The sequence below is a fragment of the Psychromonas sp. KJ10-10 genome (assembly GCF_047323245.1).
Classification (GTDB): domain Bacteria; phylum Pseudomonadota; class Gammaproteobacteria; order Enterobacterales; family Psychromonadaceae; genus Psychromonas.
This window is the reverse complement of the sequence record NZ_CP178826.1, coordinates 2,631,091-2,647,203: the sequence shown is the minus strand read 5'-3', so window position 1 is coordinate 2,647,203 and position 16,113 is coordinate 2,631,091. Positions and strand designations below refer to the sequence as shown.

At 34.1% G+C, this 16,113-nt stretch carries 13 protein-coding genes and 4 pseudogenes; 5 read left to right on the top strand and 12 right to left on the bottom strand.

The genetic code is table 11. The features are described from left to right. Window positions 1-254 precede the first annotated feature (254 nt). The 7 genes and pseudogenes from ACLKMH_RS15115 to ACLKMH_RS15085 all read right to left on the bottom strand — a co-directional run bounded on the left by ACLKMH_RS15115 (window position 255) and on the right by ACLKMH_RS15085 (window position 7,416). A complete protein-coding gene (locus tag ACLKMH_RS15115) occupies window positions 255-884 on the bottom strand; it encodes a DUF547 domain-containing protein (protein WP_413698894.1) in 630 nt (209 codons plus the stop codon). Then, window positions 859-1,059 carry a hypothetical protein gene (locus ACLKMH_RS15110; RefSeq protein WP_413698893.1) on the bottom strand — a complete coding sequence of 67 codons (201 nt, stop codon included), beginning with the start codon at window positions 1,057-1,059 and terminating at the stop codon, window positions 859-861. The genes ACLKMH_RS15115 and ACLKMH_RS15110 overlap by 26 nt, the downstream gene beginning before the upstream one ends. Before the next feature lie 5 nt (window positions 1,060-1,064). Further along, a pseudogene (locus ACLKMH_RS15105) lies at window positions 1,065-3,215 on the bottom strand (FAD-dependent oxidoreductase). A gap of 151 nt (window positions 3,216-3,366) precedes the next feature. Continuing rightward, window positions 3,367-4,392 carry a YheT family hydrolase gene (locus tag ACLKMH_RS15100; protein ID WP_413698892.1) on the bottom strand — a complete coding sequence of 342 codons (1,026 nt, stop codon included), beginning with the start codon at window positions 4,390-4,392 and terminating at the stop codon, window positions 3,367-3,369. A gap of 209 nt (window positions 4,393-4,601) precedes the next feature. Further along, a complete protein-coding gene (locus ACLKMH_RS15095) occupies window positions 4,602-5,516 on the bottom strand; it encodes a diguanylate cyclase (RefSeq protein WP_413698891.1) in 915 nt (304 codons plus the stop codon). A 53-nt stretch (window positions 5,517-5,569) separates the two neighbouring features. Continuing rightward, on the bottom strand, window positions 5,570-6,136 hold the full coding sequence (locus ACLKMH_RS15090) for a hypothetical protein (protein ID WP_413698890.1): 567 nt from the start codon (window positions 6,134-6,136) through the stop codon (window positions 5,570-5,572). A gap of 104 nt (window positions 6,137-6,240) precedes the next feature. Continuing rightward, window positions 6,241-7,416 carry an ABC transporter substrate-binding protein gene (locus ACLKMH_RS15085; protein ID WP_413698889.1) on the bottom strand — a complete coding sequence of 392 codons (1,176 nt, stop codon included), beginning with the start codon at window positions 7,414-7,416 and terminating at the stop codon, window positions 6,241-6,243. Window positions 7,417-7,702: 286 nt separating this feature from the next. Between ACLKMH_RS15085 and ACLKMH_RS15080 the strand changes: the two genes are divergently transcribed. Further along, entirely contained in the window at window positions 7,703-8,065 is a 363-nt protein-coding gene (locus ACLKMH_RS15080; RefSeq protein WP_413698888.1) for a hypothetical protein, read from the top strand. Window positions 8,066-8,097: 32 nt separating this feature from the next. On the opposite strand, the gene ACLKMH_RS15075 is transcribed toward ACLKMH_RS15080, so the two are convergent. Together ACLKMH_RS15075 and ACLKMH_RS15070 are read right to left on the bottom strand one after the other, a co-directional pair. Continuing rightward, window positions 8,098-8,346, bottom strand: coding sequence for a hypothetical protein (locus ACLKMH_RS15075; protein ID WP_413698887.1), 249 nt, complete (start codon window positions 8,344-8,346; stop codon window positions 8,098-8,100). Window positions 8,347-8,494: 148 nt separating this feature from the next. Further along, window positions 8,495-9,651, bottom strand: a pseudogene (locus ACLKMH_RS15070) (MFS transporter). A gap of 124 nt (window positions 9,652-9,775) precedes the next feature. Here ACLKMH_RS15070 and ACLKMH_RS15065 point away from each other — a divergent pair. The 4 genes and pseudogenes from ACLKMH_RS15065 (at window position 9,776) to ACLKMH_RS15050 (ending at window position 14,514) form a co-directional block, all read left to right on the top strand. Continuing rightward, a pseudogene (locus ACLKMH_RS15065) lies at window positions 9,776-10,658 on the top strand (LysR family transcriptional regulator). Window positions 10,659-10,973: 315 nt separating this feature from the next. Beyond that, window positions 10,974-12,074, top strand: a complete 1,101-nt coding sequence (locus ACLKMH_RS15060; protein ID WP_413698886.1) for a bacteriohemerythrin — start codon at window positions 10,974-10,976, stop codon at window positions 12,072-12,074. Continuing rightward, window positions 12,047-14,040 (top strand): annotated as a pseudogene (locus ACLKMH_RS15055) (EAL domain-containing protein); the annotation flags it as partial. The gene ACLKMH_RS15060 and the pseudogene ACLKMH_RS15055, both read left to right, overlap by 28 nt. Before the next feature lie 6 nt (window positions 14,041-14,046). Next, entirely contained in the window at window positions 14,047-14,514 is a 468-nt protein-coding gene (locus ACLKMH_RS15050) for a CZB domain-containing protein (RefSeq protein WP_413702362.1), read from the top strand. A 44-nt stretch (window positions 14,515-14,558) separates the two neighbouring features. Here the strand turns inward: ACLKMH_RS15050 and ACLKMH_RS15045 are convergent, their stop codons facing one another. From ACLKMH_RS15045 to ACLKMH_RS15035, 3 genes are read right to left on the bottom strand one after another with little or no spacing between them, the layout of a single operon-like run. Then, complete coding sequence (locus ACLKMH_RS15045; protein ID WP_413698885.1) at window positions 14,559-15,113, bottom strand: methyltransferase RsmF C-terminal domain-like protein; 555 nt, start codon at window positions 15,111-15,113, stop codon at window positions 14,559-14,561. Next, window positions 15,097-15,660 carry an NOL1/NOP2/sun family putative RNA methylase gene (locus ACLKMH_RS15040; RefSeq protein ID WP_413698884.1) on the bottom strand — a complete coding sequence of 188 codons (564 nt, stop codon included), beginning with the start codon at window positions 15,658-15,660 and terminating at the stop codon, window positions 15,097-15,099. The genes ACLKMH_RS15045 and ACLKMH_RS15040 overlap by 17 nt, the downstream gene beginning before the upstream one ends. After that, on the bottom strand, window positions 15,614-16,048 hold the full coding sequence (locus ACLKMH_RS15035) for a hypothetical protein (RefSeq protein WP_413698883.1): 435 nt from the start codon (window positions 16,046-16,048) through the stop codon (window positions 15,614-15,616). Before ACLKMH_RS15035 ends, ACLKMH_RS15040 begins: the two co-directional genes overlap by 47 nt. Between the last annotated feature and the right edge of the window lie 65 nt (window positions 16,049-16,113).

The following is a 16,113-nucleotide window of genomic DNA, read 5'->3' as shown; positions in this document are numbered from 1 at the left end:
GCAGTCTATAAGTGTTAACTATCACGTGTTTTTATAGCATTAATTTGATGTAGGTTTATTTATGATCTGAATCGAAGTGTTTTTTTCTGAAATTACTAAAATTTGTCCGACTGATTTAAAGCAACGAATATAATTTACAATTGCGATATCTGAAGTGGAATGATAATAAAGAAATACCCTGATACAGCAGACATAAAACCAAAAAAGGGCTAAGGGGGAAATATTCCCCTTTATAAAAAGGGAATATCAATATTTTAAAGTGCAACCGAATTTAATGACCAATTGTAGTCTAAAAATTCAATGTCTATTTTACCGTTAATAACATCTTCTTTTTGTTGATCGGTTAAGTTAAGGGCATTCGCGTATTTTACTAAGAATGTTGCTAATGTTTGTTGCTTTTCAAAATCGCTTTGGTACCAATCAAAAATTTTAGATACCTGTAGCTCATCATTATTTATACGATTTCGACTAGCATCAGCTAAGAATAAGTTAGTTGCTTCCTCTAACTGAGCATCAAGTTTGTCACTTTGATAAGCTTCGGCACGTAATGCAGGGCAACCAATGCTAGCGCAGTTAACCGCAAAATGGATGCGAGGCTCGTCGAAATGTCCACGAATTAAGTCTTGCTCGATATCATCCAAAGAAAGCGTTTTACCTAATAAAGGTATAAATTTTTTCTTCCATGGTGAACTAAAAAGTGAACCCAAATCTTTAATTGATTCTAAATCTGGATATTTAGTTAAAATTAATTTAACTGTCCAAGCGTTATAGGCATTAATAAGAAATGCGAGTTGCTGAGACGGTGACCATCCATCAAAGGTAGACTGTGACACGTTACTCAATACTGTTAAATAGGCTTTAAGCTGTGCTTGGTCTTGTTTCATCGCGACTGTAATTAACTTGAGTAGCGCTACCAGAATTCATTGTCACTAGGTTTTTCTTTAACAATTCATCCCATTGTTTATGCTCGAAGTCAAAGTCAGTGGCACTGGCTTGTCCTATCAGTAATAATGTAAGTAAGGTAACGTATTTTATATACTTGTTCTGAATGATTCTCATGATAATTAACCTCTACGCCAGTTATGATACTTTTCAACCCATTCTAAAACTTTCTTAGGTGAGTGATCTCGTTTCCATTCACCAGCAACATATTTATTAGCTTCTGCCATGGTAGGGTAGGTATGGATTGTACCTAAAATTTTATTAAGGCCCATGCCGTGTTTCATCGCTAATACAAACTCTGCTAATAATTCTCCTGCACCAGCACCCACGATAGTTACACCTAAGATGGTATCTTTACCCGGTTTAGTCAGTACTTTTACAAAACCTTGATCTGTTCCGTCTGCAATAGCACGATCTAAATCATCAATTCCGTAGCGAGTAATTTCATAGGCAATGCCTTGTTCTTTTGCATCCTGTTCATTTAATCCAACACGTGCTACTTCAGGGTCAACAAAAGTTGCCCATGGGATAACAGAATAATCAGCTTTGAACTTTTTAAAGGTACCAAATAATGCGTTAACCGTTGCAAACCATGCTTGATGCGCCGCTGTATGGGTAAACTGGAATGGTCCTGCCACATCACCAGCTGCAAAAATATTAGGATATAAAGTTTCTAAATAATCATTTGTTACTACAGTGCGCTCAGTGGATACGCCAATATCTTCTAAACCATAACCTGATAAGCGAGCGACACGGCCAACAGCACAAATTAAATCATCAAATTCAATACGTTTTTCTTTGCCTTCAAATTCTACGATTAGTATTTTATTTTCGCCTTCCTTTTCCAGTCTTAACGCTTTGTGTTCTGTTAATACCTGTACACCATCACTTTCTAGTGAGCGTTTTGTTAATTCAGACACTTCTTCATCTTCTCTAATCATGATGCGTGGAAGCATTTCTACCTGCGCAACATTTGAACCTAGTCGAGCGAAGCTTTGTGCTAATTCACAACCAATTGGACCACCGCCTAACACAACTAAGCGCTTTGGAGCTTCATCGCGTTTAGCAAATTCGTGCCATAGTGTATCGCTGGTTAAATAACCGACTTCTTCAAGGCCTGGAATAGGTGGAACAAAAGGCTTCGCTCCGGCCGCAATAATAATTGAACGGGCAGTTAATCTTTGTGTAGAACCATCGTTTAAGGTAATTTCAACTGTCCAAGGGTCAACAAGTTTTCCGTAACCTTGTACAACATCAACTCCTAATTCTGTATAACGTTCAACACTGTCATGTGGTTCAACAGCAAGCAATGACTTTATGAACTCTGTCCATTACATTACGAAAACTAAAGGTTGGGGTGGTTGCTTGTAAACCGTAGTGATCAGCAGTTTGCATTTGTTTCGCTATTTTTGCGCTCTTGATTAAAGCTTTACTGGGTACACAACCATAATTTAAACAATCTCCACCCATTTTGTGTGCTTCAATTAAAGTTACTTTTGCTTTAACAGTCGCGCAATATAAGAAGAAACTAAACCTGCTCGCACCACCACCAATAACAATTAAATTACGGTCAAATGTTTTTGGCTTATCCCATTTTGCATATACTTTGCGTTTGTTGATTTGTGCAATTACTTTTTTAGCGATCAAAGGAAATACTCCTAATAAAACAAATGAAATTAATAAGCCTGGTGACAAAATGCCAGCTAAACTATCGATTTGAGCTAATTGCGTACCAGCATTAACAAATACTAACGTGCCGGCTAACATACCAATTTGGCTAACAATAAAGAAAGTGGCTACTTTAATTGAAGTTAGCCCCATTAACATGTTGATTAAAAAGAAAGGGAAAGCAGGCACTAATCTAAGTGTGAATAAATAAAATGCTCCGTCTTTTTCGATACCCTGATTAATTGTTTTTAATCGGTCACCAAACTTATTTTGTATACTTTCTCTTAAAACAAAACGAGACATTAAAAAGGCAAGAGTTGCGCCGATAGAGGATGCAAATGAAACTAATACCGTTCCCCACAATAATCCAAAAAAGCACCGATCGCTATTGTCATTACTGCCGCACCTGGTAATGACAAAGCGGTAACCGCAATATAAATGGCAAAGAAAGTTAAGGTAACTAGCAATGGATTTTCTAATTGCCATTCGGCAATATCGTTTTGGCTTGCTTTGATATTTTCTAAGCTTAAATAGCTTCCTAGATCAAAGGCAAAAAAAGCAACGATAGTCGCTAGAATTGCAAAAAGAATTATTATTTTTTTCATTTGTTATCCTATTAAAAATTATTGTTTAGTGACAATCAAAAGACCCTTGACCGCTAAAAAAATTTCAATGTTTTTAAATAAATCTTAAAATATATTTATTTTTAGTGCTTTATGATGATATGAGTTTGTATAACTTAAAGTTTAGAACTAGTTAAGCAGGCTTGCTAGAAATTACTTTTTCGCGAAAGGTGTTTGCCAATTCAACGATATATTCACTCACCCAACTTTCAAATTTCCAATTTTTAATAAATGCACAATGTCCACCATATTTTTGTATATCTATGGTTAACCATTGTGAGTGATATAAATCATTTAATTGAATAGAAGGAATCATGGGATCATCCTTAGCTGTGATAATTGTGGCTGGGATAGACAAATCTTTTAAACCATCACCAAGAATAGAATAAGCATCAAAATAACTAGCCGTTGAGGTGTACTCAGTCTGATTTAGGACAAAATACTCATTCATTTCATCTAAGGACTTTAAGGTTTTTAATTTCTCGGCGTAATCAAATTCTGGATGTAGTTTTAGTTTTTTGTTTAATGAACGTTTCCACTTTTTGACAAAATATTTTTCATAGATAGGCAAACCATTATTTAATTCAAACATGGTGCTATGGGGGTGTAATAATGGACTAATTGCAATGACTTGATGTATTTGGATCTGTTGTTGTTTTGCAATATTTGCAACTCGTAAACAAAAGTTACCGCCTAAAGAATAACCACAAAGTAGGTTATGCTCTCCTCCAAATTGTTGGCAAATGTATTTAACAGATTCAGCGACTTCTTCAAGTCGACTAGAATTAAATAAAGCCTTATTCAAATGATGGCTTGGGCCATGATCACGCAGGTTAAGCCTAAAAATATCATATCCTTCGTCTAACAATTTTTGCCCACTGGAAAGAACATACAACGAATCAGAACAACCTTCCCAACCATGAATAATTATTGCAATCCCTTTGGAGTTTTGTTTTTCATTTTCTTTATAAGCTTGGTTGAATAGGGTTAATGAACCTAAAAGCTTTACACCTTGGGGAGTATTGATAATGTGTTCTTGAGACTTTTTAATTAATACTTTAGAACGGAATTTTTCAAGTATTTTACGTGGGCCAGTACTAGATAATATTGATTGTAGGTGAGAATTTCTTAACCCGACTGCGGGGATGAAACTTGTCATATTGGGCTCCTAGATGATACTCCTTAATCATTACATAAGTGATTAATCTTTAATAGGTTTAAAATTTTTTTATATTTTTATGTTTGTACATTTATGATGAACAATTTATAGAATTTGATGTCTATTTTTAAGATTACAATACATTAAAAGGCAACAAACATGCTTAAATTATACGGATTTTCTGCTAGTAACTTTTCAATTGAAATAACTTAACTACCTAGCTGGATGATAGTATTACGTCCAGCACCTTTAGCGCTATATAACGCATTATCTGCACGAAGAATTATTTCTTCAGCAGTTATATTTTGGTTAATAATTGATGATATGCCCATGCTTATGGTAACAAAAGGGCTAACTGATGAACCCTTATGAGGTATTCTTAAGGCATCTATATCTGCTTTGATATTTTTAGCTATTTGCATTGCGGTTCCAGAAATTGTATTTGGAAGAATGATTGCAAATTCTTCTCCGCCATATCTTGTCGCTAAATCACCTGGTCGCTTACAAGCTTTATTGATTGCATGGGCAATTTTTTGCAAACATTCATCTCCCTTTTGGTGCCCATAAATATCATTATAATCTTTAAAGAAATCCACATCACACATAATAAGAGAAAGTGCTTGATGCTCTCTTTTTGTCCTTTCCGTTTCTTTTTGTATAGAAATATCAAAACGACGTCTATTAGCAATTCCCGTTAAACCATCTAAATTAGAAAGGCATTGCATATCGTGAAAAATAGGCGAAATTATTTTTTGTAAAACAACAAAAATAAGTATTAAATTTAAAATGATAGCAATAAATATTGTGATTAATAACTCTAATTTTGTCTGTTGCACTAATGTTTGAGTTAATTGATTATGCCTTTTATATTCATATTCAATTTCCGCAGATATTTCCGATGCAATGTTACTAATTTGAAGTTGATAGCGATTAAGTTTTACAGCTGATTTTTTGAGTTCAATGATGGCATCATGAATCTTGATAAAGGTCTGATAATAAAGTTTTAGCTCATTTTTTGCTTTGTCTGCATTTGAGGCTATCTTGTTATTGTTGTCGATCGAGTTCAGTGCTGTACTTAAATTAGAAAAGGCTTGAGAAGCATAATTATAATTACGTTTAAACATTACAAAATACTTTTCATCGTGGCCAGAAAGATATTTAGATTGAAATAAACGCATTAATTCAAAGGCATTTCTTGCATTCCCAAAGGAAAAAAGATATCCGGATTTTGAATAATCCCTACATTAATTCTAATCGCTGATAATTGATTTTCTACTAATAGTTCTTGTTTGATAAAAAGAGTTGATAAAAGTGATTGTTGAAAAGCGATAATTTCACTTGTATGTTCAAATTCTTGTTCATATTTTTGGGTTAAGTCTTGAACCACTTTTACCATGTTGTATAAACTTGGTTCGATGACTAATTGAGCTATTTCAGCTTGTTTTTGTTTTAAATCGGTTAATTTTTCGTGGAATAAATCTAGGTCTTTTTGTAAATAAAAATGACGATATTGATCTTCATAAAAATGGGCCAATTGTACTTCACCTACAATATCCTGAGAAAGTGAACGAGTTTCTGCTAAACCGGTTGTTAATTCTTCAACAGTTGTATTAATTTTATTTAATCTAGTTAATGCTAAAAACACAATCGAAAGTGTAAATACAAGTGCTAACAAATAGCCAAGTATGACTCTGACGATAATTTTTCGCTTGTTAAAGGCTGGTGCATTATTTATTTTAAACATTGGCGTGCCGGTAAATACCATTCGGATAAGCCTGTTTGTAAATTATCAGCGACTTTGTTTTGGCGTTATTCGCTGGTTCATTAAATCTGTTGAAGCAGTTACGGTTAAATCATAAGCACTAGGTTCTCCGTCTCTAATTTCCCCCAAACAAAGCGTATATCTGTTTCAAATTGTTTATTAAAATCAAGGAACATTTGTGCATGTTCATTATTAATATCCGGAACTATTTCATGCATTGGGAAAAAACCAGGAAGATGCTCAGCAATCAAAGTAGCGAATTCATTGCTAGTCATCCATTGTAAAAATAGTTTGGCTTCCTCATTACGTGGAGTTGCACTATTTAAACCAATGCCAGCATCTGGGTGAAAGGTAATAATGTGTTTTTTACCTGCTGGTGGCGGAATTGCAAAAACTTTCCAGTCGAAATTTATATGTTGTGATTCAAAAGGAATTTCCCAGGAACCACCAAACCACATTGGCGATTTACCTTGAATAAAAAGTTGTAAACTATCTTGATATTTTAGTAAATAATGATTACTAGAGACAAAGTTAGAAATATCTTGTACTTGTTGAAAAGCTTCTATCATTTGCTCATCATTAAAACAACGCTTACCTTTGTAATAGTCTATTCGTCCTGTTTTACCGCCAATGATGTTTGCAATGACATTTTGTAATATTAAGCCATTAATGGTCCAACTATCACCTGTTGTATTCGCAAAAGGGATCATACCTTCATTTTTAAATCTTCTGGCAACTGCTAATAATTCCGGCCATGTTTTAGGAATAATAATGCCCATTTTTTCAAAAAGAGACGCATTATAATAAATGCCATGTGATACCGCCATTAAAGGCACCCCATAAATATCACCGTTATCCGCAGACCATGCTTCAAGTGTTTGGGAGGAAAAATTATTCTGAATGTCAGGTAAGTTATTTAGTGGAGCTAAATAACCTTTTTTAAATAGTTGTTTTGAATGAGAAAAAGAACGAAGATAGAATAAATCTGGAGCTGTATTACTTTCCAGTTGTGCGTTAATAACATCGTTATATTCGGAAGGAGCCGTAGGATCGAATTTTATTACAATATGCGGGTATTTTTCTGTAAATTTATCTAGGATATAATTCACTTGTTCGACATCTGCTTTTCGCCATGAACCTAAGGTGAGAATAACCTGTTGCAAAGTTTTTTGTTTTTCAGTAACACCTTGTGCATTTTCATCAGGAGCGGGTTTATGTGTCTCTACTTTAACAGTGGAATCACAACCATTTAAAAAAAGCACAAAAACAAACTGCTCAATAAAATACAAAAATATTTCATTGTGACTCCCTTGGCAATTTAAATAGATAACCATTATTGGGCTATTTCAAGATAAAGTCTTTAATTAAACTGTTAAAAAGATAACTTAATCAGTCAAATTTTGAATATTGTTAAGTGATTTTTAGCAAAGTTAGTTTACACTTAGTAAACAAACATTTTTAAAACATTAATATTATAGATTAAATTCTCAAGCTTTTATGCTTGATGCCGATAACTTCAATTAAGAATTGCAATAAATTAGGTGATTTATGACATCAATAACAACAAGTAATCATAATGTGAACCAGAATGCGTCTTCATCTGCTGTTACTCCGGCTTCAGCTGAACCTAAGCAAACAACTGTTGTAGCGAAAACAGTTGAAAGTCCAAAATCAGGCCTTACCCCAGAAGGTGAAAAACTTATTACAGCTTTAAATGAAGTGGATGAAGCGGGCCAAGAAATGATTGATGGTGACAAAAGTGTTGGTGATCATATTGAATCATTTACTTATGGTGCATTAGGCATTGATCACCCAACAGAAATAGAAAAAAGCACTGATGATAGTTATTCGGCAGGCCAATATTTAAAGGGCGCACTAACAGTTGGTGGGTTATTATTAGCTATTGTTTAAAGATAAATTCAATGATTTTTCTGTGGTTCTAATTACTTAGTGTTTTTGTCTGCAATAGATTTATCAGCTTCTCGTTTGACTAATAAAATAGTCAAATACATTTTTGTCGGCAATGAAAAAATAAATCCTAAAGCGATACAAAGCGCACTGATAATAATGCCAGTCACACCTAAGGCTTCCATTTTTTCACTAAAGTTATGTAAATAAATACCTAAAGCAATTAAACATAAACCAAATCCAATTGATATTTTTAACAGTTTTATTAGCTTTTCTTCCGACATGTAATCCCCTGCATAAAAAAACTTCGACGAAAAATGGTAAAAATATTATAAGCTCTAGAATATTTATACCATTGACTCAAATCAGTAAACAAAGATGATTAATTTATGCTTTAGGAAGTAACATTAAGATGTGTATTTATTTACTATCTTATTTTTTATCAAGAGTCCCACTGACTCGTGTTAATAGAAGGGCAATTAACACAACAACTGCACCTATCCATGGGGTATTCATTAAACCCACTTGTGCTACGATTAAACCTCCTCCCCAAGCACCAAGAGCTATACCAACATTAAATGCCGCAATATTCAAACCTGAAGCAACATCAACGGCATTGGGTGTATACTTTTCTGCTAACGTTACCACATAAACCTGTAATCCAGGAACATTACCAAATGCAAATGCTCCCCAAACTAAAATAGTGATCACAGCAGCAACAGGATTAGGAGCACTAAAGTTAAATATAAATAGTACCAATGCAAGTCCTGAAAAAATGATTGTTAATGCTTTTATTGGTCCAATTTTATCAGCCATTTTCCCCCAAAAATATTACCGATAGCAACTGAAACACCATAAACCAACATAATTAAACTAATCATAGTTGAGTCAAAGCCTGATATTTGCTCAAGAATTGGTGCTAAGTAGGTAAATGCGATGAATGATCCGCCATAACCGATTGCTGTGATAGCATAAACAAGCAATAAGCGCGGTTCTTTAAGCACACTAAATTGAGTAGACAGTTTTACTGTCGCTGACTGTTTTAAGTCATTTGGAACAAGAAGTGCACTGCCAATAAATGCAATAAGACCAAGTAATGCTACAATTAAAAACGTAGCTTGCCAGCCAAATGTTTGTCCAATAAAAGTTCCTAACGGCACACCAGTAACAAGTGCTACTGTTAATCCAGTAAACATTATTGCAATAGCACTTGCAGCTTTATCTTTAGCGACAAGCCCAGTTGCAATAGTTGAGCCAATAGAGAAGAACACACCATGTGCAAGGCCTGTTAATATACGAGCAGATATCAATGTATTGTATCCAGGTGACTGCCACGCTAATAGATTGCCTGCCACAAATAAAGCCATCACAGCAAGTAATACAATTTTGCGATTCCAGTTACCAGTGAGAGCGGTTAAAACCGGCGCTCCTATTGCGACTCCTAGTGCATACAGGCTCACCAACAAACCTGCAGAAGGTAGTGATACATTTAAATCTTCAGCCATTGTTGGAATTAACCCCACAATAACAAATTCAGTTGTTCCAATTGCAAAAGCGCTTAGCGTCAATGCGAATAAAGCTAACGGCATAATTTTTCCTTTTAATTTTTAAGTAAGATTGTTGTAACTTATGCATTATTGTTTAATCTATCGTTGTTAAAAATAGTGTTATTAACAAATTACTTTTGTTAAAATTGATAAAAAGGAAATTGTAATGTTGACCCGTTCAGACGACTTAGATATTTTACTTACTGTGATTGATTGTGGAGGTTTTTCAGTCAGCCGCTGAAACACTAGATATTCAGGTCGCGAGAGTTTCGAGGGCCGTAAGTAAAATTGAAAAGCAACTTAGGGTGACAATATTAAATCGTACCACTCGCCGAATTGAATTAACGGAAGAGGGGCGACAATTTGTTGATTCAGTGCGAGTGGGATTATTGCATATTCAACAGGCAGAAGAAGACCTAATTACACGTGGAGAATTACCCGCAGGAAAACTTCGAATTGATGTTGCAAGTCCTTTTGTATTTCATCAACTAGTTCCTTTAATACATTCCTTTAATAAAGCTTTCCCTGACATTGAATTAGAACTCACGTCAAATGAAGGCTTTGTAGATCTTCTTCAGAAAAAAACAGATATGGCAATACGTATAGGGCAACTAACAGATTCTACTTTATATGCTCGAGTATTAGGTAAAAGCCTTTTACACATAGTTGCTTCTCCTGAATACTTAACTTCAAGAGGTTTGCCACAAAAAAAGTCTGACTTAGGTAATCATCAATTAATTGGTTTTTCAGGCCCTAAAATATTAAATCGTTGGCCATTACCTGGACAAGGGTATATTGAGCCAAACTTGAAGGCAAGTAATGGTGAGACCGTCCGACAATTAACTCTCGCGGGGAATGGCATTTCCTGTTTATCCGGTTTTATGGTCAATAATGATTTGGCCTCAGGGACGTTAATTTCATTATTCGAACACGAAAAACTTTCTAATACAGGAAGAGAGCAAATTAATGCTGTTTTTTATAAGTCTTCTTCTGTCGCAAAGCGGATCACCGCGTTTATTGATTTTATTCAACCTAGATTGACATTGTGAACAATTATTCTATTAAATTTGTCTATAATAATTAGTAGAAAAAATCGATTATGATAGGGTGATTAATTAAATGATAATTACTTAGCTTTACTATTTGTTGTAATTTATAACAATAAATATAATGATATATTTAGATAGAGTATAATAAAAAACTACCTATCTCACTGATTATAATTAAGAGCACTTAAGCAATTTTAATCACCAACATTTCACTTTTACTCAAATATTTAAGTTACTGTAACAATAAAAATTTTCAAACTGGTCTATGATTTAAAGCAGATAAAGACGTTATGTAATCTGGATAAAAGGTCTAAAATGAAAAGTGTTGATATTTTTCCTTGGGATGAACATTTTAATACCGGATTAGCTTCGATAGATAAGCAACACCGTAAACTTGTAGAGATCATTAATCGCTTAGCTAGCCATGTAGCTTATGATGCAAGTGAAGAATCTCTTGCTACAATTTTTGACGAGTTGATCAGTTATACTGAGTACCATTTTAAAACTGAAGAAAAGCTTTGGCATGAATACTTACCTAACGATGATTTAGATAGTGCACATCAAGCGGTTCATCAGGAATTTGTTACAACAGTTTTAAAATTAAAAAATGCCCAACAAGGTGCACCTCTTAATGAGATTGCAGAACAAGCATTAGGTTTTTTGTCGAAATGGTTGGCTTCTCACATCCTCGATACAGATCGCCATATGTCACACATCATTTTTGCATTGCAAGAAGGGCTAGATTTAGATTCTGCTAAACAGAGAGCTAAAATTCGTATGAGTGGTTCGACTCGCCTTCTTATTGATATCATTCTCTCCATTTACAGTACATTATCGACAAATACCCTACATCTCATGAAGGAGCTTAAAGAACATCAAGTATCTGAAAAGGAAATAGATAAACACAAGCTATATAGTGATTTACTATTAGAACTTTCCACTGACTTCGTAAGCCTTCCTTTAGATGAAATTGATAACTACATTCAAAACGGACTACAAAAAATGGCTAATTATGTAGGTGCCGATCGTTCCTATATTTTTGCTTATGATTTTTCCAAAGAAGTCGCTACTAATACTTATGAATGGTGTAACGAAGGTATTGAACCACAAATTGAGACGCTAAAAAATGTTCCTATAAAAGTTTCAAAACATTGGATTGAAACACATCAAAATGGTGATTATATCTTAATCCAGGATGTATATGACCTTGAAAATATAGAACTGCGTAATATTTTGCTTCAGCAGGATATAAAAAGCTTAGTTACTTTCCCCATTTTCGGGCTGGATAAGTGCAAAGGGTTTATCGGCTTTGACAGCGTTAAAACTCACCATACTTTTTTAGATCGTGAAATCAAGCTACTTGAACTTTTTCTAAACTTCTTTTTAATATTGAAGAAAGAAGAGATAACGAGTTAGCTCTTTCTAATGAACGTACTTTCCTGAAAAGCCTGCTAAAAGAAATTCCCGATCTAGTATGGTTAAAAGATATCAACGGGGTATATCGTTTATGCAATTCACGCTTTGAAGATTTTTTTGGTGCAAAAGAAGAAGACATTATTGGAAAAACGGATTTTGATTTTGTAGAAAAAGAACAAGCTTCTTATTTTCTTGAAAACGATAAAAAAGTAATGCGAACCAATGCCGTTAATAAAAATGAAGAAGTCCTTACATTTGCTAATGATCAACGTCAAGAAACAGTTTCAACCACTAAGGTACCGATACATGATCAAACAGGTTTGGTTATTGGTGTTTTAGGCATTGCAAGAGACATTACAGAAAGAAAACAGCTTGAACGAAATTTACTCAAAGAAAGAAATCTGTTTGAGTATTACCTTAATACCGTTGAAGCAATTATTGTTTCCTTAGATTTACAAGGCAAGATTACACTTATTAATCGTAAAGGATGCGAATTATTAGGCTACACAGCTGAAGAGTTGATCGGAAAAAATTGGTTTACATTTTGTTTACCTCAACCAGAGGGAGTGCAGAAAACTTATCCTGCTTTTTTGGATATGATAAAAGGAAACCTTAAAGGAATAGAGTACTTTGAAAATTCAATTGTAAATAGTTTTAAGAAATCTCGCCTGATTGCTTGGCATAATGCCTGTCTTTATGATGAAAATAACAAAATTATCGGTACCTTAAGTTCTGGAGAAGATATTAGTGTCTTGAGAGAGCAACAAAATCGTCTCGAATATATGGCACATTATGACACTCTAACAAACCTCCCTAATCGTATGTTACTTTCCGATAGACTTCATCAAGCTATGCTGCAAATAAAACGTAATGAGTTTATTTTAGCGGTTATTTATTTAGACTTAGATGGTTTTAAAGAAATTAATGATAGCTATGGTCATAATAATGGGGATTTATTGTTAAAGTATTTATCAAATAAGATGAAACAGGTACTAAGGAATGCTGATTCTATTGGTCGATTTGGGGGAGATGAATTTGTCATTATTCTGCCTGAGTTAAGCAATGAACAGGATGCGTTTATTATGCTAAACAGAATTTTGGAGACCGTTTCACAGCCTATCTTGATAAATAATATTTCAATGCAAGTATCAGCTAGCATTGGCGTTACCTTTTATGATCATAATGATTATTTAGATGCAGATCAGCTTTTGCGTCATGCAGATCAAGCAATGTACCAAGCAAAATTATCGGGAAAAAATCGTTTCCATATTTTCGATATGAAACAAGATAAAGATATTCGTAGTCATCATGAAAACTTAGAGACCATAGAAAATGCGATAAACAACAAAGAATTTGTAATGCATTATCAGCCTAAAATTAATATGCGAAGTGGCAAAATGATAGGAGCAGAAGCCCTTATTCGTTGGAAACATCCCGAAGATGGCTTGCTATATCCTGCTGAGTTTTTACCGGCAATAGAAAATCATCAACTTTCTGTTCGTTTGGGTTATTGGGTTATTGAAGATATTTTAAGACAGATAATGCAATGGAAAAAGAAAATTTGCATATCATCGTTAGCATCAACATTAGTCCACTACAACTACAAGAAAATGATTTTATTTTAAAATTGTTACAGCTATTAGAGAAATATCCTGAGGTCAGTACAAGTGATTTCAAGTTTGAAATTTTAGAAAGTCGCGCCTTAGAAAATATAAATGATATTCTATATATTATGAAAGAGTGTAATAAAATCGGTATTGTTTTTTTACTTGATGATTTTGGAACTGGTTACTCATCGTTAACTTATCTAAAAAACCTTCCTGCAAAACAGTTAAAAATAGACCAAAGTTTTGTTCGTAATATGCTTGATAATATAGATGATATGGCTATTTTGGAAGGCGTTATTAGTTTAGCAAATGCCTTTCGTAGAGAGATTATTGCAGAAGGTGTCGAGAATGTAGAGCAAGGAAGTATGTTGTTAAGGTTAGGCTGTGAAGAAGCACAAGGTAATTTAATTGGAAAGCCTATGCCTGTAGACGATATCATTAAATGGATAAGTCAGTGGAAGCCGCCATTAGAATGGCGCGAGGCTAAAACACTTCCACGCGATGATTCAGAGTTATTATATGCAATAACTGAACATAAAGTTTGGGCTAATAAGGTTATTGCTTCTTTTCTAGGAAAAAGTGAAACGCCTCTACAGCTTGAACATAGCGAATGTCGTTTTGGGTTATGGCTACATTCCCAGCGTATAAAGCGTTATGAGAGTAGAAGTGGTTTTCAGGAGTTAGTTGAACAACATCAAAAAAACCATGACACTATTAACGCCTTTATAAAACAACATCAAAGTCGTTCCTTAGTAAATGTTGATCGCGCCATAAAAACGATAAGAATGAATAGAGATCGGTTTATAGACGCTTTTACTGAGTTATTCTTTTAGATTGGCTGATTTAAAACAATATTCATTCAAACCTATAATTATTCTTATTTATCAAATAAATTATTATCTCGGATCATTTCTCGTGGCAGGTTGTTCTTTAATCGATTGCTAACTAATTTACCTAATCCGATAATTTCATCACGGTAACTGACTAAAATCTCTCCAGAGGATCCTTTAGAAGGTGCATTTTTTGTTGAAAAATTTAACTCTCTAATATCTTTTCCTTGAAAGTATTCTTTTGCTTGTGTTGCGTTGAGTTCAATAATATTTTTATTGGCTTGTTTTGCAAAGGCAATAATAAATTCATGCTGTGTTTTAAAACCACTTTTGCGAACATTACCAAATTCTTCAGCAACCCTAATACCTAAACGTGAAAAGCGTATTTTATTCATCAAGGGTTTTATATTATCAGGGAACAGCCACAATTCTTTATCACGCTGATATAACATACCGTCAATATTTGTAATGCCAAATTGATTCTTAAAGTAGGTATATAACTCAGCTTCTTTTTGACGAGAAGGGCGGTTGAAGGGTAATTTACCTAAGCGCTTACGTGATAGTTCTGGAGAAGTTTTATTTGATTTACGAATAGTCTGCAACAAAGAAACCTTCGCTATCATATACCTGAGGCCAAATATGCAGGAACCCTTCCTCGGTAACAGTTTTATCTGCTTGTGAAAATAAATCAGTTAAAGATAGAAACTCTACTGCATCTGGATATGAACTTTTTAAAAATTGGCAGATATCTTGGTTTTCTTCATGACTTAAAGTACAGGTTGAATATATTAAAATACCATTTTCTTTTAAGGCATGAAAAGCACTTTCAATTAACCCCTGTTGCATTAAAGCAATGGAATCGATAGCTTGTTGATCCCAGTTCTTCATCGCTAATTTATCCTTGCGAACAGTACCTTCACCTGAACAGGGTGCATCGAGTAATATGGCATCAAAGGTATCTGGAATCCAACTGCCAAATACTTTGGCATCAAAGTGTGTTAAAGCTACATTTTTAATGCCACAGCGTTGTAAGTTAGCATGTAACATTTTTATACGGCTCGATGAAAACTCGTTAGCAACGATTAAACTTTTATTATTTAATTTAGCGACCATTTGTGTTGTTTTTGAACCAGGAGTGATCTGCCGCATCAAGTAATGTGCAATTTTCTGTGTTTTTAAAGTGATGAAATAGAGCACTAACAGGTAACATTGAGCTAGCTTCTTGAATATAGAAAAGACCCGCTAAATGTTCAAAGCTATTACCTAGTGGTGTTTGTTGTTTGTTTAATTCTACACCATCAATCCAAAAACCTTCTTCACACCAAGGGATAGGAGTTAGTTTCCATTGGTGCTCAATAGCACGTTGTTTGAAGTCTTCCACTGATATTTTTAGTGTATTAACTCTTATCGCACGTCTTAATGGCTGATGACAACTGTCTACAAATGTTTGTAAATCGAGGTTTTCTGGTAAAATACCCGCCATTTTATCGATAAATGCCTGCGGTAATAATTTATTGTTTTGTACACTATTTGTCACGGATTGTCCTTTTAAAATCAGATATAAGGCTATAAGGCTATAAGGTTTTAAGGCTTTAAGGCTAT

Bases quoted from the DNA above. Each gene is read 5' to 3' on its own strand.
- ACLKMH_RS15115 (WP_413698894.1), bottom strand. From the start codon at position 884: ATGAAACAAGACCAAGCACAGCTTAAAGCCTATTTAACAGTATTGAGT.
- ACLKMH_RS15110 (WP_413698893.1), bottom strand. From the start codon at position 1,059: ATGAGAATCATTCAGAACAAGTATATAAAATACGTTACCTTACTTACA.
- ACLKMH_RS15100 (WP_413698892.1), bottom strand. From the start codon at position 4,392: ATGACAAGTTTCATCCCCGCAGTCGGGTTAAGAAATTCTCACCTACAA.
- ACLKMH_RS15095 (WP_413698891.1), bottom strand. From the start codon at position 5,516: ATGTTTAAACGTAATTATAATTATGCTTCTCAAGCCTTTTCTAATTTA.
- ACLKMH_RS15090 (WP_413698890.1), bottom strand. From the start codon at position 6,136: ATGTTTAAAATAAATAATGCACCAGCCTTTAACAAGCGAAAAATTATC.
- ACLKMH_RS15080 (WP_413698888.1), top strand. From the start codon at position 7,703: ATGACATCAATAACAACAAGTAATCATAATGTGAACCAGAATGCGTCT.
- ACLKMH_RS15075 (WP_413698887.1), bottom strand. From the start codon at position 8,346: ATGTCGGAAGAAAAGCTAATAAAACTGTTAAAAATATCAATTGGATTT.
- ACLKMH_RS15060 (WP_413698886.1), top strand. From the start codon at position 10,974: ATGAAAAGTGTTGATATTTTTCCTTGGGATGAACATTTTAATACCGGA.
- ACLKMH_RS15050 (WP_413702362.1), top strand. From the start codon at position 14,047: ATGTTGTTAAGGTTAGGCTGTGAAGAAGCACAAGGTAATTTAATTGGA.
- ACLKMH_RS15040 (WP_413698884.1), bottom strand. From the start codon at position 15,660: ATGCGGCAGATCACTCCTGGTTCAAAAACAACACAAATGGTCGCTAAA.